19 protein-coding genes are annotated in these 20,842 nt (G+C 60.3%); 13 read left to right on the top strand and 6 right to left on the bottom strand.

Going from position 1 to position 20,842, the window contains the following annotated elements:
- Positions 1 to 51: 51 nt before the first annotated feature.
- Positions 52 to 1,719, bottom strand: coding sequence for a hypothetical protein (locus tag RLEG4DRAFT_RS25890; protein ID WP_003581223.1), 1,668 nt, complete (start codon positions 1,717 to 1,719; stop codon positions 52 to 54).
- A 359-nt stretch (positions 1,720 to 2,078) separates the two neighbouring features.
- On the opposite strand from RLEG4DRAFT_RS25890, the gene RLEG4DRAFT_RS25895 reads away from it, so the two are divergent.
- Together RLEG4DRAFT_RS25895 and RLEG4DRAFT_RS25900 are read left to right on the top strand one after the other, a co-directional pair.
- Positions 2,079 to 2,804 carry a helix-turn-helix transcriptional regulator gene (locus tag RLEG4DRAFT_RS25895; protein WP_003581226.1) on the top strand — a complete coding sequence of 242 codons (726 nt, stop codon included), beginning with the start codon at positions 2,079 to 2,081 and terminating at the stop codon, positions 2,802 to 2,804.
- 47 nt (positions 2,805 to 2,851) lie between these two features.
- Entirely contained in the window at positions 2,852 to 3,313 is a 462-nt protein-coding gene (locus RLEG4DRAFT_RS25900; protein ID WP_003581227.1) for a hypothetical protein, read from the top strand.
- 11 nt (positions 3,314 to 3,324) lie between these two features.
- On the opposite strand, the gene RLEG4DRAFT_RS25905 is transcribed toward RLEG4DRAFT_RS25900, so the two are convergent.
- The 3 genes from RLEG4DRAFT_RS25905 to RLEG4DRAFT_RS25915 form a co-directional block, all read right to left on the bottom strand.
- Positions 3,325 to 4,455, bottom strand: coding sequence for a DUF2333 family protein (locus tag RLEG4DRAFT_RS25905; protein WP_003581229.1), 1,131 nt, complete (start codon positions 4,453 to 4,455; stop codon positions 3,325 to 3,327).
- 140 nt (positions 4,456 to 4,595) lie between these two features.
- The gene (locus RLEG4DRAFT_RS25910; protein ID WP_003581231.1) at positions 4,596 to 5,669 is read right to left on the bottom strand and encodes a hypothetical protein; all 1,074 of its coding nucleotides are present in this window, start codon (positions 5,667 to 5,669) and stop codon (positions 4,596 to 4,598) included.
- A gap of 136 nt (positions 5,670 to 5,805) precedes the next feature.
- The gene (locus tag RLEG4DRAFT_RS25915; protein ID WP_003581233.1) at positions 5,806 to 6,408 is read right to left on the bottom strand and encodes a thymidine kinase; all 603 of its coding nucleotides are present in this window, start codon (positions 6,406 to 6,408) and stop codon (positions 5,806 to 5,808) included.
- Positions 6,409 to 6,643: 235 nt separating this feature from the next.
- Here RLEG4DRAFT_RS25915 and RLEG4DRAFT_RS25920 point away from each other — a divergent pair, with 235 nt between their 5' ends.
- The 6 genes from RLEG4DRAFT_RS25920 (at position 6,644) to RLEG4DRAFT_RS25945 (ending at position 12,426) form a co-directional block, all read left to right on the top strand.
- Positions 6,644 to 7,600 carry a choline ABC transporter substrate-binding protein gene (locus RLEG4DRAFT_RS25920; RefSeq protein ID WP_003581234.1) on the top strand — a complete coding sequence of 319 codons (957 nt, stop codon included), beginning with the start codon at positions 6,644 to 6,646 and terminating at the stop codon, positions 7,598 to 7,600.
- A gap of 72 nt (positions 7,601 to 7,672) precedes the next feature.
- Positions 7,673 to 8,518, top strand: coding sequence for a choline ABC transporter permease subunit (gene choW, locus RLEG4DRAFT_RS25925; RefSeq protein ID WP_003581236.1), 846 nt, complete (start codon positions 7,673 to 7,675; stop codon positions 8,516 to 8,518).
- Positions 8,515 to 9,567, top strand: a complete 1,053-nt coding sequence (gene choV / locus RLEG4DRAFT_RS25930) for a choline ABC transporter ATP-binding protein (RefSeq protein ID WP_003581238.1) — start codon at positions 8,515 to 8,517, stop codon at positions 9,565 to 9,567. The genes choW and choV overlap by 4 nt, the downstream gene beginning before the upstream one ends.
- A 31-nt stretch (positions 9,568 to 9,598) precedes the next feature.
- Positions 9,599 to 10,348 carry a HugZ family protein gene (locus RLEG4DRAFT_RS25935; RefSeq protein ID WP_003581239.1) on the top strand — a complete coding sequence of 250 codons (750 nt, stop codon included), beginning with the start codon at positions 9,599 to 9,601 and terminating at the stop codon, positions 10,346 to 10,348.
- Between the two features lie 117 nt (positions 10,349 to 10,465).
- The gene (locus RLEG4DRAFT_RS25940; protein ID WP_003581240.1) at positions 10,466 to 10,783 is read left to right on the top strand and encodes an ArsR/SmtB family transcription factor; all 318 of its coding nucleotides are present in this window, start codon (positions 10,466 to 10,468) and stop codon (positions 10,781 to 10,783) included.
- A gap of 317 nt (positions 10,784 to 11,100) precedes the next feature.
- The gene (locus RLEG4DRAFT_RS25945; protein ID WP_003581241.1) at positions 11,101 to 12,426 is read left to right on the top strand and encodes an aspartate aminotransferase family protein; all 1,326 of its coding nucleotides are present in this window, start codon (positions 11,101 to 11,103) and stop codon (positions 12,424 to 12,426) included.
- A 78-nt stretch (positions 12,427 to 12,504) separates the two neighbouring features.
- Here the strand turns inward: RLEG4DRAFT_RS25945 and RLEG4DRAFT_RS25950 are convergent, their stop codons facing one another.
- Complete coding sequence (locus RLEG4DRAFT_RS25950) at positions 12,505 to 13,419, bottom strand: HD-GYP domain-containing protein (RefSeq protein ID WP_003581242.1); 915 nt, start codon at positions 13,417 to 13,419, stop codon at positions 12,505 to 12,507.
- Positions 13,420 to 13,881: 462 nt separating this feature from the next.
- Between RLEG4DRAFT_RS25950 and RLEG4DRAFT_RS25955 the strand changes: the two genes are divergently transcribed.
- From RLEG4DRAFT_RS25955 to RLEG4DRAFT_RS64480, 4 genes are all read left to right on the top strand, one after another.
- A complete protein-coding gene (locus RLEG4DRAFT_RS25955; RefSeq protein ID WP_003581243.1) occupies positions 13,882 to 14,985 on the top strand; it encodes a branched-chain amino acid ABC transporter substrate-binding protein in 1,104 nt (367 codons plus the stop codon).
- A 113-nt stretch (positions 14,986 to 15,098) separates the two neighbouring features.
- Positions 15,099 to 16,796 (top strand): adenine deaminase, encoded by a 1,698-nt coding sequence (gene ade, locus RLEG4DRAFT_RS25960; protein ID WP_003581244.1) that lies wholly within the window; start codon positions 15,099 to 15,101, stop codon positions 16,794 to 16,796.
- 87 nt (positions 16,797 to 16,883) lie between these two features.
- A complete protein-coding gene (locus RLEG4DRAFT_RS25965) occupies positions 16,884 to 17,054 on the top strand; it encodes a hypothetical protein (RefSeq protein ID WP_245277985.1) in 171 nt (56 codons plus the stop codon).
- Positions 17,055 to 17,166: 112 nt separating this feature from the next.
- Positions 17,167 to 17,304, top strand: a complete 138-nt coding sequence (locus tag RLEG4DRAFT_RS64480) for a hypothetical protein (protein ID WP_432416828.1) — start codon at positions 17,167 to 17,169, stop codon at positions 17,302 to 17,304.
- Positions 17,305 to 17,307: 3 nt separating this feature from the next.
- On the opposite strand, the gene RLEG4DRAFT_RS25970 is transcribed toward RLEG4DRAFT_RS64480, so the two are convergent.
- Positions 17,308 to 18,954, bottom strand: a complete 1,647-nt coding sequence (locus tag RLEG4DRAFT_RS25970; protein ID WP_003581246.1) for an alpha-glucosidase family protein — start codon at positions 18,952 to 18,954, stop codon at positions 17,308 to 17,310.
- A 284-nt stretch (positions 18,955 to 19,238) separates the two neighbouring features.
- Between RLEG4DRAFT_RS25970 and RLEG4DRAFT_RS25975 the strand changes: the two genes are divergently transcribed.
- Positions 19,239 to 20,819, top strand: a complete 1,581-nt coding sequence (locus tag RLEG4DRAFT_RS25975; protein WP_003581249.1) for a peptide ABC transporter substrate-binding protein — start codon at positions 19,239 to 19,241, stop codon at positions 20,817 to 20,819.
- Positions 20,820 to 20,842: the final 23 nt, after the last annotated feature.

Below are 20,842 nucleotides of genomic sequence, written 5' to 3' on the forward strand. Positions count from 1 at the left end.
GAACAGGTGAGCAAGCGGGAACGCCATGTCCCTCTCCTTCGCGTCCCGATATCAATTTAGCGAAGCAGCAGCAGGAACGATCTCGGCCTCCGCCTTTCTGGGGCATCGAAGGCTTTCCTTGGCATCGGGTCCACACAGGCGATAACCGGGCTCGTCGCCATAAGGGATGATACCGTTGATAATGCCAAGCTCGAGCGCCTGAGAACGAAGTATAGTCTTTCGCTCGGTCGATGTTGCCAGCATCGTCGACTCGAATGTCTCGGCACTGACGCCCATCTCGTCGAAATAGGCGAAGAATTTCGTATATTCGGCGGTCGTGGGTCTGGCGAGGCCGATAGTGGAATATCCGATGATCCGCGGCGTTCCGCTCATCAAGACAAGAGTACAGGTCGAAAGACAGTATCCACCCCCAGCAAAAACCTCGCCTTCGGTCGGTCCACTTTTGGCGATACCCGCCTTGCAACGCGGATCCAGCTTTGGACAATTCGGCAACCACGTTCTGCCGATTGATGTCTCCAGACCTGCAGCACGGATCAGACGGCCCATCGCGAAAGCCGCATCCATGTCCCCGCCATTAGACTGAAGGACGATCGGCAGCTTTGTTCCGCCGAGCGATTTCAAGATCGCCTCCAGCCGCGCTGGTGTCTCCCGCGTGATGTCTCCATCCGCGGAAATCCATTGCATGCACTCGTCCTGGCAATTGCCATTGTACATCAGCAGAAAGTCCATCGGATGGGTTTTCGGCAGATTCTCGCTTTTGTCTGCGGTCGTATTCAGCACGGGCGCCTTAAGTACAGGCGCTTCGGCTGTCACAGGCGCGTCAACGGCCGGATGGCCATGGCAAGTGGCTTCGGGTGCGCAGAGCGACATGCCGGGCCGCTCACTATAAGGCAACATATCCGTGATGAGACCTATTCGAAGGGCATCGGCAGACGGCACCAGATGAATGCTGTCCGGCGTGGCGCTCATCATCATGTCGATCACATCGTCGGCGACGCCCATTTCTTTCAAATAGGCCGTCAGTGCGGCGTTGGCTTTCTTGCCGAGCTTGGTAGAACTGGTCTGCCCCGCCACCTTGCGTCCCACCTCCTTGCGGGAGATCTCCTTCTTCTTGCCGTTCACCATCTTGTATTCGATGCGATAGGAGACGCGCACCCTGTTGTAGATGGTCGTGATCTGATGGACGCCGATCAAGGACCATTGCGACGCGACACGCGACGTACCGCCGGCGAACGCCAGCGGACAGGCGGAAAAGCAATATGCGCCGGCCGAATAAGTGTAGCCGGTCGCGGTTCCGTCCTTGGCGATAGCGGCGTCGCAGAGCGTATCCTGAACCGGGCACCCCTTCAGCAGCGTGCCGCCGACCGCCGTTTCCAGGCCGGCCTTGCGGATCATCCGGCCCATCGCATAGGCGGCATCGACATCGCCGCCCTCCGAACGGAAGACGACCGGCAGTTTCCGGCCGCCGATCTTCTTGATAATTTTTCTCAGCCGAGCGGGCGTATCGGCAGTTATGCGCCCCTCCGCCGATATCCATTCAGGACAGTTTTCCTGGCAGAGGGAACTGCGCACGATGATGAAATTCATCGGGGGCTGTGCTGCCTGTTTTTGTTCGGCAGCCTGCGAGGTTGCCGTCCCGATCGGCAAGGTCAAAAGGAGAAAAACAAGTAATAAGCTGGAAAATAGACACCTTACCAAAAAGGAAATTGCAAAGCGCACGATTAAATTGCCTCAATTGTATATCATGATAGGCTTAGCAACTCGATTGAACGGCAGCAAGCCGGATTTCGATACTCGTTGCCGGCGTACTCCCGCAGAGACCCGAGCTCTCCTTGAAATCTTCCAAAGTGATTCTCTCCCCGCCGGACTGCGCGAGACCCATAGCTGCGCGGCGATAGAGGAAGCGAGAGATACCGTAACGCTATATCCACAAGTCAAAACTCAACTAAAGCGCGACCGCCCGTCAATTATTTTACACAATTTGAGTAAATCAGCTTGCGCTAAGTCAATTGGGACTAGCATCCGGCCGGCTTTCTGTGTTTGATAGCGTTAACATTGGGGCAGCCGGAGGCGTACAGATGTCTTATATGACTACCTCTGAAAGACAGTCATTGCTTTCGGCAGAGCTTGCCGCTGCACGAACGCGCAGCCTGTTTGCCCAAGCGCTCGGCAGGGTCTCCGCCGCCTTCGGATTGTCGCACGCGACCCTCATGCACGCTCCGTCCCCGGAAGACCTGCTGTTGAAACCGCTGCTGATCGAAAGCTCGCTTCCGGCCGCCTATATCAAGGACTTCGACCGCGCCCACATGATGCGCGGCTGCCCTTTCGGCTTGCGGCTAAGGGAATCCGCCGTCCCTCCGGCCTGGCACCTCAACGACGCCGCCAATGGTCAGGCCTTCCCTGGCGAACTGCGTGCCCTGATGCTGCGCCATGCCATACCGGCGGGCGTTGCCATGCCGACCATTGCAGCCAATGGCCAGCGCCTGGTCTTCTGGTTCTGCGGCGAGCGCGCCGCGCTCAGCCAGAGCGAGGTCAACGAGTTGGCAATGATCATTCTGCATGCACTCGATGCATATAATGCAGTCAAGCGGAATGAGGAATGCGCGCATAACGCGCTGTCGACTAGAGAACTAGAAGTTGTGCGCTGGACTGCCCAGGGCAAGACCTCGATCGAAATCGGCCAGATCCTGGCGCTCTCCGATCATACAGTGAACGCCTACATGACCAACGCGATCAAAAAACTCGATTGCGTCAACCGTACTCAGTTGGTAGCCAAGGCAATACGATTGAAGCTGATAAACTGAGGCTTCGGAAACAGAGCCAGTACGTTGTCCCGTGATCTGAGGGAATCGTGTCTCTTCGCTTCGAACAGCCCGTCGTCGACAAGACTGAGCAATCCCGCGCTCACATCGGCATCACCGATGCGGAAATCGTCCAGATGCTTGCTGCCTATCGCCTTTTCGGCTTCTGGCGCATCGACATCGAGACTGGGCATTTCTTTGCAAGCGAGGATGTGCACGCGATTTTCGACCTCCCCTACAGCAACGGCCCCGTCAATCTGACCGAGCTGATGTCGCGCATCCATGAGGACGACCGCAGCCTGATCGCCCAGACCTTCGAAGAGGCGAGCCTTCACGGCGTCGGCTTCCATTCCGTATACCGAGTCGACAATCGGCTTGGCGGCCACAAGCTGGTGCGTAGCGTCGGCCGCTTCCGGGACGGTCAAAGCGGCGGCGGCATCGTCGGCATCGCCTATGAATTCGTCGAGAAGCCACGCGTCGTCGGCTTCGAAGACGATACGAGACCGCGCTGAGTCCCGGAAATTTACCGGTCGAGCACAGAGCGGATCTCGACGAGATTCGAGCGAACCCGCAGAATATAAAAGCCCATGGTGGCGAGATGGCTCGGCATGATCCAGCCGTCCTCACGCCCGTTCGAGATGATCGCCGGCTGAATGCGCAGCGCCGCCTGGAACTGCCGCATCGTGCTGCCCCAGACGGCTCCGAGATTGCGCTCCTGCACCACCTGCGAGAAATCCGCCTGCGCGGCGGCGAGGATGGCGTAATAGGCGTAAAGCTGGCCGTAGGCGAACCAGAACCGGTCGTCGGCGCGGGTGTCGAACCAGCCGCGATTGTGGTTTTCCGAGCGCTCGGCGAGCATGTCGGACGTGCCGCCGAGATCATTGGCGATGCGGTCGATGAACTGCATCAGGTTGTCGGCGCGGCCGTCGAAGATGACGTTGCAGGCGGAAAGATCGGTGTTGAACTTGCGCAGGCTGCCGATCGCCGAGCGGTAATAGGAGGGCGTTGGCGTCTTCGGCCCGAAGGGATTGAGCCCGAAATACCAGCTGTATTCGTCGAATTGCAGGTTGCCGCGCGCGCTCTGCAGATCATTGTTGATGCCTGACGTGCCGCGCACGCGCCCCAGCGTATCGACGAGCTCCGCCGAGGTCCGCCGGACCGCCTGATTGATGCCGCGCTGGAACGACGCCTTGTTGTCGAGAAAGGGCGTGTGATCCCAGTCGATGCCGAAAAAGCCCATTTTATAGAGCAGCATGGAGGAGATCCATGCATTCTGGTTGACATTGAAGTCGGTCAGGTCGGCCGTGACGTCGACGATGGCCGAACGCTGGCAGGTCTTGGCAGCCACAGCGCTGCTTCCCTCCGCGACCGACACTTCTTGCCCTGCGGCGACCTTGCGTTCGGAAAGCCTGTATTGGTCGACGAAAGCGGTGTTGAAATTCGACCAGACCTGCGTCTGCCAGAAGAAATAACCGTACAGCACGACAAAGAGCGCCACAAAGGCGATAACCGGCAGCCGGATCATCCAGCTCCGGCGCTGATACCAGCCATGCGCGGCTAGAAGGGGCCAGAAGGCCCAAGCGAAAAACAGGCGGGCCCAGCGACCGATCGTCTGGCCGATCAGCCTGAAAAAACCGGCTATCCGGTCAAGCATCGTCGTCTCCTGTCAGGCGAGGCGAACATCGGGACATTGCCACACCCACATATGCGCTCGACGGGCCGAGCACAACACGAGCCCTTTGATTTTTCGGATTCAAGGCATCGCCGAAATGGGCGTGAACCTCGGCCTGCGGGTCAGGAACGCAGGAAAGGCAGGCTGAAACGGAAGGATCTGCGCGCCGTGTCGATCAGAGGCGCTCCCGATGCCTCCGGCAGCGGTTCGGCATAGGCAGGAAACCTGCCGACGAATTCGAGATCGGCACGGCTCTTGCGCCGTTCCAGATCCTGGGCGACCAGCATGCCCTTCTCAAACAGCCTGATCGGCGCGGCGATATCGGGAAAGAACTCCGGCTTGATCCGCGTCTTCATGCCCGGCCGGTCGGTATCGACCTGCGCCTGATAGATGATCAGCCGCTCCTCGACGTCGATCATCAGCTTGCGCAGCATCACGTTGCAGGCGGCGATCCGGCCGTTCAGCGAATCGACAAAGGTCTGGAACAGACCGATGAAACGCTCGCGCCGCTGGCTATCGTCGCGCATTTCATGCTCCCCGGCGGAAATCTGCTCGGCCTCGGCCTTCAGCGCCCGCCGCTCGGTCTCCATCTGCTCCCAATGCGCCCTGTTGCCGTAGACGCCGATACGACCCTGCGTCGTCAGCGCCTTGGCGTTGAGCTCCTTCATCTTCAGGCGGGCGATATCGATGGAATCGACCAGCCGGCGCCGTTGCTCGACGATGCCGACGAGACCATGTTCGGCAGCCCTGTGCCGTTCGATGATCGAAGCGCGCTGGCCTGCGATCAGACTGGCGAGCGCATCCGATTTCGTCAAAAGCTCAAGCAGCCGTTCGATGACCGGCGCCTCGCGCATGCGTTCAGTATACATGCGCCACATCCGCTGGCGCGACGTCCAGCCGGCCATCTTCTCGCGCAGCGTCAGCCCCCGGAAACTGTCGAGATCGGCGGAAACCTCGGCCGTCAGCCGGTCGAGGGAAAAGACCAGTTCCGCCTGCAGGGCGTCGAGTGCGGCAGCATCGGCGATATGGGCCTGGAAGCGAGCATTCTGCTCGAGAAAAACCTCGTCGGCCGACCGTGCTTCATCGCCGCTGAAGGCGCTGATCGCCGCCACGCAATAGGCTGCGTCGGCCGCAACCCTCTCGGCAAGGCTGCCTGCGGCTTCGTATTGGCTGTCGAATGGCGGCGGTTTGCGCACCAGGCCTCTCCAGGGAATCTCGTGCTTCACAAGCTAAAGCAATTTCAGCAAAAGTGCGAAGCGGTTTCCGCCCGGGATTGCGTAAAATAGAAGCCGGTCGCGGCGGCACACCAAAGAAACAGGCGGCGTCACGGCGTCAGACCGGCTCGGCGATCCAGGCCCCATTCATCGCTTCGTCCCAGTGCCTGCGGCAGAGCGAGACATATTTCTCATTGCCGCCGACTTCGATCTGCGCGCCTTCATGCAGCACGTTCCCCTGCGCGTCGAGCCGCACCACCATCGTCGCCTTGCGCCCGCAATGGCAGATCGTCCGCACCTCGCGCATTTCGTCGGCGATCGCCAACAGTTCCTGCGAGGCCGGAAATAATTTGCCCTGGAAGTCGGTTCTCAGCCCGTAGACCATCACCGGAATGCCAAGCCTGTCGACGACGCGGGCAAGTTGCCATACATGAACAGGCGTCATGAAATGCGCCTCGTCGACGAAGACACAGGCAATCGGCGCCCCCTCTCCGCTCAGCGTCGTAATCAGTCGGAACAGGTCTTCATGCGGCTCGAAGGGAATGGCGCTCGCCTCCAGCCCGATCCGCGAGCCGATGACGCCGCGGCCGGTGCGCTCGTCGAAAGCGGCGATCAGCTGCACCGTGCGCATGCCGCGTTCCTGGTAATTGTAGGAGGCCTGCAGCAGCATCGTCGACTTGCCGGCGTTCATCGTCGAGTAGTTGAAATAGAGTTTTGCCATCCGATCTCTCCTTGATCGGTTTATTGAAAGCTCACAATGGCAAAGAAAAGCCCCTACGGGCGATAATCACAGGAATCCCAGCGCAAAAATCGCCAGGCGGCCTGAAAACAAGGTGCCACGAAAAATCCGCCGACGTCGCAATCGCATGGGTCGATACGACGCAAACGCACTGAGGTCGCTTGTCAAACTCGGCTATTGGTGGTTGGCTTGGGAACTTAAAGACTGGGAGCCTAAAATGAAAACAACAAGCATGTTCAAACTCGTCACTGCAACTGCTGTCGCCGCCCTCTCCGTTGCGACCGCCGCATTCGCCGCCGATCCCGACAGCTGCTCCACCGTCCACTTCTCGGATGTCGGCTGGACTGACATTACCGCCACCACCGCCACCGCATCCGTCGTCCTGAAGAGCATCGGCTATCAGACCGACGTCAAGGTCCTCTCGGTGCCGGTCACCTACACCTCGCTGAAGAACAAGGACATCGACATCTTCCTCGGCAACTGGATGCCGACGCAGGAAAAGGACGTCCGCCCGTACATTGAGGACAAGTCGGTCGAATCCTTCGGCCCCAACCTCGTCGGCGCCAAGTATACGCTCGCCACCAACGCCAAGGGCGCAGAACTCGGCATCAAGGACTTCAAGGATATCGCCGCCCACAAGGACGATCTCGACGGCAAGATCTACGGCATCGAGCCCGGCAATGACGGCAACCGCCTCGTCATGGACCTGATCGAAAAGAACACCTTCGGCCTGAAGGACATGGAAGTCGTCGAATCCTCAGAACAGGGTATGCTTGCTCAGGTCGCCCGCGCTGAGAAATCAGGCAAGCCTGTTGTCTTCCTCGGCTGGGAACCCCACCCGATGAACACCAATTTCAAGCTGACCTACCTCACCGGTGGTGACGATGTCTTCGGTCCTGACTTCGGCGGCGCCAAGGTCTATACCAACGTTCGCGCTGGTTATCTCGACGAATGCCCGAATGTCGGCACGATGCTGAAGAACCTGAAGTTCTCCCTCGAGATGGAAAACCAGATCATGGGCAAGATCCTCGACGACGGCAAGGAGCCGGAGGCAGCGGCTTCCGAATGGCTTAAAGCCAACCCTTCCGCCCTCGACCCCTGGCTCGCCGGCGTCAAGACCCGCGACGGCAAGGGCGACGCGCTGGCGTCTGCCAAGACCGGCCTCGGCCTTTGATAGTATGAACGGGGCGGCTCGCCGCCCCGTTTCATTTTGTCCATTGTTGATTTTTTCTGGATAGGCGCGCTCTTGAATTGGATCACCGACTTTAAGATTCCCATCGGCTCCTGGGCCAAATCCTTCGTGGACTGGCTCACCTCGAACGGCGCGTGGTTCTTCGACCAGCTCGCCTCGCTGCTGTCGCACGTGATCGACGGGCTGCTCTTCGTGCTGCAGAAGCCGCACCCGCTGATCGTCATCGCCGCCATCGCCGCCATCGCCTTCTGGCTGCGCCGGTCGATCGCGATCACCCTCTTCACCTGTCTGGGGCTGCTGCTCATCGTCAACCAGGGCTACTGGAAGGAAACGACGGAGACGCTCGCTCTGGTGCTCGCCTCCACCTTCGTCAGCATGGTGATCGGCATTCCGCTCGGGATTGCCGCGGCCCGCCGCGCCTGGGTCTATGCCGCCATGCGCCCGGCGCTCGATCTCATGCAAACCATTCCGACATTCGTCTATCTGATTCCGGCGCTGATCCTGTTCGGCCTCGGCATGGTGCCGGGCCTGATCGCGACCGTGATCTTTGCCATCCCTGCCCCCATCCGGTTGACGCGCCTCGGCATCATCTCGACTCCGCCGTCCCTCGTCGAAGCCGCCGTCGCCTTTGGCGCGAGGCCGATGCAGGTGCTGCGCAAGGTCGAGCTTCCCTTTGCCATGCCACAGATCATGGCGGGCCTCACCCAGACCATCATGCTATCGCTATCGATGGTGGTCATCGCCGCCCTCGTCGGCGCCGACGGTCTCGGCGTGCCTGTCGTGCGCGCCCTGAACACCGTCAATGTCGCGAAAGGCTTCGAAGCCGGTCTTTGCATCGTCATTCTGGCGATCATCCTCGACCGCATGTTCCGCACGGCGGGTGAAGGAGACGGTGCATGACCGCGGTAAGCTTCAAGGACGTCAGCATTATCTTCGGCAACAAGCCGGAAACAGCACTTGCCATGGCCGACCAGGGCAAAACGCGCGACGAGATTGGGGCTGCGACCGGCCTGGTGCTCGGCGTCGCCAATGCCTCGCTGACAATCGAGGAGGGCGAGATCCTCGTGCTGATGGGGCTTTCCGGCTCCGGCAAGTCGACGCTGCTGCGCGCCGTCAACGCGCTCGCTCCCGTCGTGCGCGGCGATGTCGCGGTCTCGACCTCCACCGGGCCCGTCAACCCTTATAAATGCAATGCCAAGGCGCTGCGCGACCTGCGCACACACACCGTCTCCATGGTGTTCCAGCAATTCGCCCTGCTGCCGTGGCGCACGGTCGCCGAGAATGTCGGCTTCGGCCTCGAGCTCGCCGGCATGCCGGAGGCCGAACGCAAGGTGCGCATCGGCGAGCAGCTCGAACTCGTCAACTTGACGAAATGGGCCGACCGCAAGGTCAACGAACTCTCAGGCGGCATGCAGCAGCGCGTCGGGCTTGCCCGCGCCTTTGCCACCGGCGCCCCGATCCTGCTGATGGACGAGCCGTTCTCGGCACTCGACCCGTTGATCCGTACCCGCCTGCAGGACGAACTCCTGGAATTCCAGCGGCGGCTGAAGAAGACCATCCTCTTCGTCAGCCACGATCTCGACGAGGCCTTCCGTATCGGCAACCGCATCGCCATCATGGAGGGCGGCCGCATCATCCAGTGCGGAACCCCGCATGACATCGTCAAGAACCCCGCCGACCAGTATGTCGCCGATTTCGTGCAGCATCTGAACCCGATCAGCATGCTGACGGCGGCCGACGTGATGCAGCCCGGCCTCGGTCAGACCGCCGCCGGCATGAGCGTCAGCGCCACGGCCCGCGCCGTGACCCCGCTCGTCGATATCCTCGATGCCCTTGCCCGCCAGCCGGGCAGCATCGGCATCGTCGAGAACGGCACGATCGTCGGTACCATCTCGGCCCAGGATATCGTCGCCGGCCTCACCCGCCATCGCCGCAAGCAGGACGCTTGATGTTTTCAATCCGCTTTGCCACAAAGCGGATATGAAGGATCAGCCCTCGCCCATCCGCGAAACCGACGACGACGCCCGCAAACTCGCCCGCGTGCTTCTGCGCTCCGCGCGGCACGCGGCGATTGCCGTTCTCGACCCCGAGACCGGCTTTCCCTTCGCCAGCCGCGTGCTCGTCGCCACCGATATTGACGGCACCCCCGTCATTCTCGTCTCGAAGCTCTCTGCCCATACCAAGGCGCTCGCCAGGAACGCGCGGGCCTCACTCTTGACCGGCGAGCCGGGCAAGGGCGATCCGCTCGCCCACCCTCGCCTGACGACCCAATGCCTGGCAGAACCCGTCGAGCGCGGCAGCGCCGTCCACGAGCGTATCCGCACGCGTTTTCTCGCTCGCCACACCAAGGCAAAGCTTTATATCGACTTTCCCGATTTCCTCTTCTTCCGACTCAAACCGGAGCAGGCCAGCCTCAATGGCGGCTTCGGCCGTGCCTACCAGCTCGACGGGAACGATCTCATCATCCAGTCGGCCGCGAATGAGGAAATCGCCGCCGGCGCAACAGAAACAGTGCGAGATTTAGTAGAACGCCACCCCGATGTGGCCGAGGCCCTTGCTACCAGGTTAAACGCGCCGGAAACGGCTTCCTGGCGCATTTGTGGTATCGATTCCTCAGGTTTTGACCTCATTTCCGGCGATTTTCTGCTGCGATACGAATTCGAAACCCTCGCTCGGGATGCCGATCACATTTGTTCAAACATATCTAAAATAGCATACTCGATACCTTAAATTTAGGTATATACAATCTTCGGCCCGACTTGCTAGTTTTTACGGGTGGGGAAAAATCGCGATTGACGGCCTGTGCCAACACGCATGATGTACGTTTCGCATTAGGAAGATGATAATATGGAAACCACTAATTTGGCCGATCACACCAATGTGGCGGCAGCGTTATTGTCGGCAATGGCAAACCCCAAGAGATTGCTGATCCTGTGCAGCCTGGTGAAGGGCGAAATGGCCGTCGGCGTGCTTGCAACGCAGGTCGGCCTCAGCCAGTCCGCACTCTCTCAGCACCTGTCGAAACTGCGCGCACAGAAGCTGGTGAAGACTAGGCGTGACGCGCAGACCATTTACTATTCCAGCACCTCCGAGCCGGTGATGAAGATCCTGGCAACGCTCGAAGACATCTACCTCGTGGCGGACAGGAACAGATCTGCCGCTTGATGATAGCGCTGACATGAATGTCGGCCTATGCCATGCCGCAAGGGGATGTTCCCGGAGGCGTGGAAACGATATTTCAGCACCTGAACCTTAGGGCACGACCGGCAAACTTTGCGATTTGCCGGTCGTGCCCCTTTTGCTGTACCCGCCGGTCCCGGAATATCCCCAGATCGATCCGGTCAAAACTCGAGGCTTCCTGTCACGAGCGGCACGCCGGCGTTTTACCGTTGACGCTTCAAGCAGCCCTGATAATTTGACCGGGCAGTCAAAATATGGGCGTGAAGCCCCGGGAAAGGGCCGTCAGCGGCCAGGAGAACAGCATGTCCAATCGCCTCAACGCACCCAACGATCTTCGCGCCTTCTGGATGCCGTTCACGGCAAATCGCCAGTTCAAGAAGGAGCCGCGTATGTTCGTCGGCGCCAAGGACATGTACTACACGACGCATGACGGACGTCAGGTGCTGGACGGCACGGCCGGCCTCTGGTGCGTCAATGCCGGCCATTGCCGCCCGAAGATCACCGAGGCGATCCGCCAGCAGGCCGGCGAGCTCGATTACGCGCCGGCCTTCCAACTCGGCCATCCCAAAGCCTTCGAACTGGCGAACCGTCTCGTCGACATTGCGCCGGAAGGCCTGAACCACGTCCTCTACACCAATTCCGGATCCGAATCCGTCGAGACGGCGCTCAAGGTGGCGCTCGCCTATCACCGCGTGAAGGGCAACGGTTCGCGCTTCCGCCTGATCGGTCGCGAGCGCGGTTATCACGGCGTCAATTTCGGCGGCATCTCCGTCGGCGGCATCGTCACCAACCGCAAGATGTTCGGCACGCTGCTGACCGGCGTCGACCACATGCCGCACACCCACCAGCCCGGCAAGAACAATTTTACCCGCGGCGAGCCGGAACACGGCGGCGACATCGCCACCGAACTGGAGCGGATCGTCACCCTACACGACGCCTCCACCGTCGCCGCCGTCATCGTCGAGCCGGTGGCCGGCTCCACCGGCGTGTTGATCCCGCCGAAGGGTTACCTGCAGAAACTGCGCGAGATCTGCACCAAGCACGGCATCCTGTTGATCTTCGACGAGGTCATCACCGGTTTCGGCCGCCTCGGCGCCCCCTTCGCCGCGCAATATTACGACGTCAAGCCCGACATGATCACCGCCGCCAAGGGACTGACCAATGGCGTCATTCCGATGGGCGCCGTCTTCGTCACCTCCGAGATCCATGATGCCTTCATGAACGGCCCGGAGCACATGATCGAGTTCTTCCACGGCTACACCTATTCCGGCAACCCGATCGCTTCCGCCGCGGCACTTGCCACGCTCGACACCTACAAGGACGAGGGCCTGCTCACCCGCGCCGCCGAGCTTTCCGACTACTGGGCCGACGCGTTGCATTCGCTGAAAGACTGCCCCAACGTCGTCGACATCAGGAATACCGGCCTGATCGGCGCGATCGAACTCGATCCGATCGCCGGCGAGCCCACCAAGCGCGCCTTCACCGCTTTTCTGAAAGCCTATGAAAGCGGCCTGCTGATCCGCACCACCGGCGATATCATCGCGCTCTCCCCGCCGCTGATTATCGAGAAGCACCATATCGACGAACTCTTCGGCAAGCTGCGCACCATTCTGCAGAACAACATCTGAGAGATCTCAAGCTTTCCGCATCGCGGCCTGCGCCGGGTTCAAGCCCACGCAGGCCATTGCCGCCGTGATGGGTCGACCTCAGGTCACGGAGGCGACCGAAAGGCAGAGGGCGAATTTTTTCAGGAGCCGGCGGTCGAAGTGCCCTTCATTCCCAAGCATCCATTTTAGTGCGTCGCTCGCGCTCCACGCCGCCTTGTATGACCGCACCGAGGTGATGGCGTCATAGACATCGCAGATTGTCGCAATGCGCGTGTGGAGGCTCACCTCTCTGCCGGACAACCTGCGCGGGTAGCCCTTGCCGTCGATGCGCTCGTGGTGATTGAGGCAGACATCGAGAATAATCTCCGACATGCCCTCCTGCCGCGACAGGAAAGCGTGCCCCTTCTCCGGATGGCCGCGGATCAGGCTGATCTCGTCCTTTTCCAGAGGCCCGGCCTTGTTCAGCACCTCAAGCGGGATTTCCAGCTTGCCGACATCATGCAGCAAACCCGCGGTACCGAGCATTTGGACCGTATGCTCGTCGAGTGCGAGATGGCGGCTGAACAGGATCATCAGCGCGCTCACCGAAATGGAATGGAGGAAGGTCACCTCGTCTTTTGATTTCAAACGCGTGACGTTCAGGAAAACCGAGGGATTTTCCTCCATCGACTTGGAGACGGATGAAATCACCGGCGCCACATGCGCGACGCTGATTGCATCGCCATTCCGCAGCCTCGCGAAAGCCTCTTCCAGCACCTGCACGGATTTCTGGACGGTTTCGCGCGCAGCCTGGATATCGGTCTCGATGTCTCGGCCCGGCAGGCCGTTGGTATCGAGCCCCTTGCTGGTGTTGATGACCACGCTGGCGGTGCCGTATTTGCGAATTTTCGCGGCATCGACCTCGCGCCGCAGGGAAAATCTGCGCTTGGACAAAATCGGATCCTGCCACAGGCCCTCGACGGCCTCCACAAACATTCCGATACGCACTTGGCTGGCGTCGATACGCTTGAGCATTCAGTCTCTGTTTCCCGATGTCTTTATCTAATTATTTGTATGAGTCTCTTTTTCAATGCTGCGGTATTTTGGGTATCGGAGGATACTACTGCCACGGGCCAAACTAACGGTTAATGGGAAAGATAAAGACAACCATACAGAGGTGGTTTCGTCTGGGCGGGAGCCCCCCTTGCAACTTCGCCTATGAGAAACCGCCGAAAAGCGAAGAAAATGATCGCCTTCGAACGAGTTTCCGCTCGGATCGATCCGATTTCCCTTCCCTTTTGTTATGAACTTGCGAAATCCCGTCAAAATTCCTAGAAATCCTGTCATGAATCTTCCCGAGTCAAACATGGCCGGCAGGTTCGCTGATCGCGCCCTTGCCGATCGTCCTTGGCACAGCCCGAAGGGCTGTTGAATGATCGGAAAAACCGGCGCGGCACCTCATCGCGGGTCGAAGGACCCCACCCAAGGAGACAGACTATGACCCTCAAGACATTGACGGCGACACTCGTCGCGTCGCTGGCCTTTGCGCCGCTTGCCCATGCCGATATCACCATCGGCCTGATTGCGCCGCTGACCGGCCCCGTCGCCGCCTACGGCGACCAGGTGAAGAACGGCGCTCAGACCGCCGTCGACGAGATCAACAAGAAGGGCGGCATTCTCGGCGAGAAGGTCGTGCTCGAACTGGCCGACGACGCCGGCGAACCGAAGCAGGGCGTTTCTGCCGCCAACAAGGTTGTCGGCGACGGCATTCGCTTTGTCGTCGGCCCGGTGACCTCGGGCGTCGCCATTCCGGTTTCGGACGTGCTTGCTGAAAACGGCGTGCTGATGGTCACCCCGACGGCGACAGCGCCTGACCTCACCAAGCGTGGTCTCACCAACGTGCTGCGCACCTGCGGCCGCGACGACCAGCAGGCCGAAGTCGCCGCCAAATACGTGCTGAAGAATTTCAAGGACAAGCGCGTTGCCATCGTCAACGACAAGGGCGCCTACGGCAAGGGCCTCGCCGACGCCTTCAAGGCGACGCTGAACGCCGGCGGCATCACCGAAGTCGTCAATGACGCGATCACCCCCGGTGACAAGGATTTCAGCGCGCTCACCACCCGCATCAAGTCCGAGAAGGTCGACGTCGTCTATTTCGGCGGCTACCACCCTGAAGGCGGCCTGCTCGCCCGCCAGCTGCATGACCTCGCCACCAACGCCACGATCATCGGCGGCGACGGCCTCTCCAACACCGAATTCTGGGCGATCGGCACGGATGCGGCGGCAGGCACGCTGTTCACCAATGCCTCCGACGCCACCAAGAACCCGGATTCCAAGGCTGCCGCCGATGCGCTCGCTGCCAAGAACATCCCGGCCGAAGCCTTCACGCTCAACGCCTATGCCGCCGTCGAAGTCCTGAAAGCCGGCATTGAAAAGGCCGGCAGCGCCGAGGATGCGGAAGCGGTCGCTGCCGCGCTGAAGGACGGCAAGGAGATCCAGACCGCTATCGGCAAAGTCACCTACGGCGAAACCGGCGACCTCACCTCGCAGAGCTTCTCGCTCTACAAGTGGGAAGCCGGCAAGATCGTCGCTGCCGAATAAGCCGCGACACCGAGACAGCGATCGGGCGCCATCGGCGCCCGATTTCGTTGGCGGGCATCGCATGTCGGCGCAGATCGGTTATAACGTTGGAATCGTCCAATGTGAGCAATGCCATGACCGCAAGTCTCGAACGTCTGATCGACCAGGGCGTCGGCCGCGTGCCGGCCGATATCGTGCTGAAGGGCGGCAGCTTCTTCGATCTCGTCACCGGCGGACTCGTGCAATCCGATATTGCCATCGGCAGTGACCGCATCGTCGGCACCTCTGGCAATTACGAAGGCGAAACTGAGATCGATATCTCGGGAAGGATCGTCGTTCCCGGCTTCATCGACACGCATCTGCACATCGAATCCTCGCTGGTGACGCCGCATGAATTCGACCGCTGTGTTCTGCCTTATGGCGTTACCACCGCGATCTGCGATCCGCACGAAATCGCAAATGTGCTCGGCAGCGAGGGAATCGAGTTCTTTCTCGAATCCGCGCTGGAGACGATCATGGATATCCGCGTCCAGCTCTCCTCCTGCGTGCCGGCGACACATCTCGAAACTTCCGGCGCCGACCTGCCGATCGAAAGCCTCCTGCCCTTCCGCCATCATCCGAAGGTCATCGGCCTTGCCGAATTCATGAATTTCCCGGGCGTGATCCACAAGGATCCCGTCTGCATGGCCAAGCTCGATGCCTTCCAGGGCGGCCATATCGACGGTCACGCGCCGCTGCTGTCCGGCAACGACCTGAACGGCTACCTGTCGGCCGGCATCCACACCGAGCACGAATGCACGACTGCACGCGAAGCGTTGGAAAAGATCCGCAAGGGCATGCATATCCTCGTGCGCGAGGGCTCGGTCTCCAAGGATCTCGCCGCGCTGATCCCCATCATCACCGAGCGGCTTTCTCCCTTCCTCGCGCTCTGCACGGATGATCGCAATCCGCTCGATATTGCCGAACAGGGCCATCTCGATCATATGATCCGTACGGCGATCGCGGCGGGTGTCGAGCCCCTGGCGATCTACCGCGCCGCTTCGATCTCGGCCGCCCGCGCCTTCGGTCTGAGGGACCGGGGCCTGGTGGCGCCCGGCTGGCGCGCTGATCTCGTGGTTCTCGACAGCCTGGCAAGCTGCCGCGCCGAAATGGTCTTCTGCGCCGGCCGCCGCGTCACCGACGCGCTCTTTTCCACACGCAGGCCGGTTGCCCCGATCGGCCTCGACAGCGTCAAGGCCCGGCCGGTCAATGCCGCCCATTTCGGCGTGCCGGCCAGAGAGGGTGAAACATCGGTCATCGGCGTCATGCCGGGCAAGATCATCACCGAGCATCGCCGCTACCGCCTGCCCGTCAGGGGCAACGAGACATCAGTCGATCTTGCCAACGACATCATCAAGGTCGCCGTCATCGAGCGCCATGGCAAGAACGGCAACCACGCCAACGGCTTCGTCCAGGGCTTCGGTCTGAAGAAGGGCGCGATCGCCTCCACCGTCGGCCATGACAGCCACAATATTTGCGTCGTTGGGGTCGACGAGGACGACATGGCGACCGCCGCAAACCGCCTCGGCGAGATCAAGGGCGGCTTCGTCGTCGTCGAGGACGGCCAGGTCACCGGCGAAATCGCCCTGCCGATCGCCGGCCTGATGAGCCTCGAGCCTTACGAGACAGTCCGCGATACGCTGCACCATCTGCGCAAGGCCGCCTTCGCGCTCGGCGCCACTCTGGAAGAACCCTTCCTCCAGCTCGCCTTCCTGCCGCTGCCGGTCATCCCGCACCTGAAGATATCCGACCGCGGCATGGTCGATGTGGACAAGTTCGCGCTGATCGGGTGATGGATTCCTTGGCAAATTCCACGCCAGCGCCTATTTTGCGATATCGCTGGAGCAAATCATGACCAAACTCGAACAGATTGAAAATCCGTGGCCGACCTCGACAAGAAGGAGTTCGAGGCCTTTTCTACGTGGTTTGAAGCCCTTCAGGCCGAACGCTGGGATCGACAGACGGAAACAGACGCAGCACGCGGCAAGCTCGATCATTTCGCGGAGAAGGCCTTGGCCGATTTTCGTGCCGGAAAGACAAGGCAGCTTTGAAACACCACGCAACACCTGCCTTCTGGCAAGCCTATGACGGCTTGCCTGAACAGATACGGAAGCTGGCCAACCAGCATTTCGATCTGCTCAACGAGATCCCAGACATCCATCTCTGCATTTCAAGCGCGTCGGCCGCTTCTGGTCGGCACGCATAGGCACGTCCTGGAGAGCTTTGGCCGTCAGGGACGGAGACGATGTCATCTGGTTTTGGGTCGGCTCCCACGCGGATTACGACAAACTTTTAAAATAGCCCTCAAATTCGCGCGCAAAATCCCTCGAGCGCTGCAAGCTTCACCGACCCCGTGCCAGCCACCGCCTCGAACCCTGGCATCTCAAGCGGCTCGCCGAGGACCACGCCCTCAGGCAGCCGGAACTCCGCCGGCTCGCGGGTTAAGTTGAAAACAAAGAGCAGTTTTTCTCCGTTCTTTTCGCGGGTGAAGACGAGCAGGTCCTGGTTGGTGTCGATGAACGTCATCCCGCCGTCGAGCAGCGCCGGGTGCCGCTTCCGGAATGCGAGCGTCTTGCGGTAGTGATTGAGCACCGAGCTGCCGCTTTGCTCCTGGGTGTCCACGGAAAGTGCTGCCTGCTCGTAAGGCACCGGCAGCCAGCTCTTTTCAGCCGAGGTGAAGCCCGCATGCGCCTTGCCCGCCTCCCAGGGCATCGGCGTGCGGCATCCATCGCGGCCCTTGAAGGCCGGCCAGAAGCGGATGCCGTAGGGATCACGCAGATCTTCGAAGGCAAGCTCCGCCTCCGGCAACCCGAGCTCCTCGCCCTGATAGAGGCAGATCGAGCCGCGCAGCGCCGAGAGCACCGAGATCGCCAGTTTGGCGATGACGGGCCGCTCTTCTTCCGTCAGCGCAAAACGGCTGACATGGCGCATGACGTCATGGTTTGAGAAAGCCCAGCAGACCCAGCCATCGGTCACCGACTTCTGGAAGGCTTCGACGCAGCCGCGAATATGCTCGGCGGCGAAATCCGGCCCCAGCAGGTCGAACGTGTAGCACATATGAAGCTTGTCGCCGCCGCTCGTATAGGCGGCCACCGTCTTCAGCGAACGCGCCCCGTCGCCGACCTCACCGACTGTCGTGCGATCTTCGTATTGGTCGAGAAGCACCCGGAAGCGTTTGAGGAAATCGACGTTTTCCGGCTGCGTCTTATCATAGAGGTGGTTCTGCATGCCGTAGGGATTGCTGTCGGGCGCATCGAGGCCCGCATCATTCTCATCGGGCTCGTGGGGCGGATTGCTTCTGAGCTGCGTGTCGCAGAAATAATAGTTCACCGTGTCCAGCCGGAAGCCGTCGACGCCGCGGTCGAGCCAGAACTTCACCGTCTCCAGCACCGCATCCTGAACCGCCTTGCTGTGGAAATTGAGGTCCGGCTGCGAGGTCAGGAAATTGTGCTGATAATATTGCCGGCGCACGCCGTCCCACTCCCAGCCCGGCCCTCCGAAGATCGACAGCCAGTTGTTCGGCGCCGTGCCATCCGGCTTCGGATCGGCCCAGACATACCAGTCCGCCTTGGGGTTGGTTCGGCTGGATCGGCTCTCGACGAACCAGGGATGCCGGTCCGATGTATGTGAGATCACCTGGTCGATGACGACCTTGATGCCGAGCCTGTGCGCCTCGGCCATCATCTCATCGAAATCATCAAGCGTGCCGAAGATCGGATCGACGTCGCAATAATCGGAAACGTCGTAACCCATGTCGGCCATCGGCGACTTGAAGAAGGGCGAAAGCCAGATCGCGTCGACACCGAGACTGGCGATATGCGGCAGCCGGCGGGTGATGCCCTTGAGATCGCCGAGCCCGTCGCTGTTCGTGTCCTGAAACGAGCGCGGATAGACCTGATAGATCACCGCGCCGCGCCACCAATCCGCATTCCCGCCCGTCTGTAATGCCATCGGCTACATCTCCCGCTTGTTTGCGCTCGCCACACTAAAGCGGAACAAACAAAAGACAACCACATCAAGCCGTTATGAAAGAGCTGCTGACGTCGCGACACGTCGTCGCGATCCGACAAGGGGGAGACGTATATAGGCTTGTCCACAACCCCTTTCCAGCTTCCGGATTTGGGGTTGCAACGCGATTCCTTTGCGATAAGGTGCGCACTGACCTGCACGTAAGAGGTCAAACACCGGGAACAAATGTCTAATAAAGGCGCAAAGCCTAGGAAGGTGGACCCACCATGAACCAATTCGCGAAAAAATTTCTCGCCTCCGCAATGCTTGGCACATTGCTGGCGTTTTCAGCCCATGCGGCGACGCTCAACATTCACAATGGTGGCGACCCGCAATCGCTCGATCCGCAGAAACTCTCCGGCGACTGGGAGAATCGTATCGCCGGCGACATTTTCGAAGGCCTCGTCACCGAAGACGCCAAGGACAATCCGGTCCCCGGCCAAGCTGAGAGCTGGACGATTTCGCCTGACGGCAAGGTCTATACTTTCAAGCTTCGCGACGGCATCAAATGGTCCGATGGCCAGCCGGTAACGGCAGGAGACTTCGTCTTCGCCTTCCAGCGCCTCGTCGACCCGAAGAACGCCGCCGATTATGCCTATCTGCAGTTCACCATCAAGAATGCCGAAAAGATCAACAAGGGCGAGATCACCGACCTCAACCAGCTCGGCGTCAAGGCGATCGACGACAAGACGCTGGAGATCACCCTTGAAAATCCGACCCCCTATTTCCTCAATGCCCTGATGCATTACACCGCCTATCCGCTGCCCAAGCACGTCGTGGAGGCGAAGGGCCAGGATTGGGTCAAGATCGGAAACATCGTTACCAACGGTCCTTACAAGCCGGTCGAATGGGTTCCGGGCTCGCATGTCACCACGGTCAAGAACGACCAGTGGTACGGCACCAAGGACTTGAAGATCGACGGCGCGAAATTCTTCGTGCTCGAGGACCAGGAAGCCGCGCTGAAACGCTACCGTGCCGGCGAATTTGATATCCTCACCGACTTCCCGACCGACCAGTACGAATGGATGAAGAAGAACCTGCCGGGCCAGGCGCATGTCGCGCCCTTCTCCGGTCTCTACTATTACGTCATCAATTCGACCAAGCCGCCTTTCGCCGACAAGCGCGTGCGCCAGGCTCTCTCCATGGCGATCAACCGCGAAGTCATCGGCCCGCAGATTCTCGGCACCGGCGAACTGCCGGCCTATTCCTGGGTTCCGCCGGGCACGGCAAACTACGGCGAGCCGGCCTACGTCTCCTGGAAGGATCTTCCCTATAAGGACAAGGTCGAAGAGGCCAAGAAGCTGCTGAAGGAAGCCGGTTTCGGCCCGGATCATCCGCTGACCGCCCAGCTCAAGTACAACACCAACGACAACCATAAACGCATCGCCGTCGCGATTGCCTCGATGTGGAAGCCGCTTGGCGTCAATGTCGAACTCGTCAATGCCGAGACCAAGGTGCACTACGACCAGTTGCAGCGCGGGGAAGTACAGATCGGCCGTGCCGGCTGGCTCGCCGACTACAACGATCCGGACAACTTCCTGAACCTTCTGGTCACAGGCGTCCAGATGAACTACGGCCGCTGGTCCAATCCTGAATACGACAAGATGATCAAGGACGGCAACGCCGAGACGGATCTCACCAAGCGCGCGGCGATCTTTAAGAAGGCCGAGCAACTGGCGCTGGATGATTCCGCCGCCCTGCCGATCTACTATTATGTTTCGAAGAACGTCGTCTCACCGAAGATCGAAGGTTTCGTCGATAACATTCAAGACATCCACCGCACCCGCTGGCTGTCGATGAAAGAGTAAGGGAAAACGGTCCTTCCCGCGCA

The organism is Rhizobium leguminosarum bv. trifolii WSM2297, from assembly GCF_000271845.1.

Excerpts from the sequence above, each read along its gene's own strand:
- RLEG4DRAFT_RS25895 (WP_003581226.1), top strand. The coding sequence starts at position 2,079 with ATGTCTTATATGACTACCTCTGAAAGACAGTCATTGCTTTCGGCAGAG.
- RLEG4DRAFT_RS25905 (WP_003581229.1), bottom strand. The coding sequence starts at position 4,455 with ATGCTTGACCGGATAGCCGGTTTTTTCAGGCTGATCGGCCAGACGATC.
- RLEG4DRAFT_RS25915 (WP_003581233.1), bottom strand. The coding sequence starts at position 6,408 with ATGGCAAAACTCTATTTCAACTACTCGACGATGAACGCCGGCAAGTCG.
- RLEG4DRAFT_RS25920 (WP_003581234.1), top strand. The coding sequence starts at position 6,644 with ATGAAAACAACAAGCATGTTCAAACTCGTCACTGCAACTGCTGTCGCC.
- choV (WP_003581238.1), top strand. The coding sequence starts at position 8,515 with ATGACCGCGGTAAGCTTCAAGGACGTCAGCATTATCTTCGGCAACAAG.
- RLEG4DRAFT_RS25935 (WP_003581239.1), top strand. The coding sequence starts at position 9,599 with ATGAAGGATCAGCCCTCGCCCATCCGCGAAACCGACGACGACGCCCGC.
- RLEG4DRAFT_RS25940 (WP_003581240.1), top strand. The coding sequence starts at position 10,466 with ATGGAAACCACTAATTTGGCCGATCACACCAATGTGGCGGCAGCGTTA.
- RLEG4DRAFT_RS25945 (WP_003581241.1), top strand. The coding sequence starts at position 11,101 with ATGTCCAATCGCCTCAACGCACCCAACGATCTTCGCGCCTTCTGGATG.
- RLEG4DRAFT_RS25950 (WP_003581242.1), bottom strand. The coding sequence starts at position 13,419 with ATGCTCAAGCGTATCGACGCCAGCCAAGTGCGTATCGGAATGTTTGTG.
- RLEG4DRAFT_RS25955 (WP_003581243.1), top strand. The coding sequence starts at position 13,882 with ATGACCCTCAAGACATTGACGGCGACACTCGTCGCGTCGCTGGCCTTT.
- ade (WP_003581244.1), top strand. The coding sequence starts at position 15,099 with ATGACCGCAAGTCTCGAACGTCTGATCGACCAGGGCGTCGGCCGCGTG.
- RLEG4DRAFT_RS25970 (WP_003581246.1), bottom strand. The coding sequence starts at position 18,954 with ATGGCATTACAGACGGGCGGGAATGCGGATTGGTGGCGCGGCGCGGTG.
- RLEG4DRAFT_RS25975 (WP_003581249.1), top strand. The coding sequence starts at position 19,239 with ATGAACCAATTCGCGAAAAAATTTCTCGCCTCCGCAATGCTTGGCACA.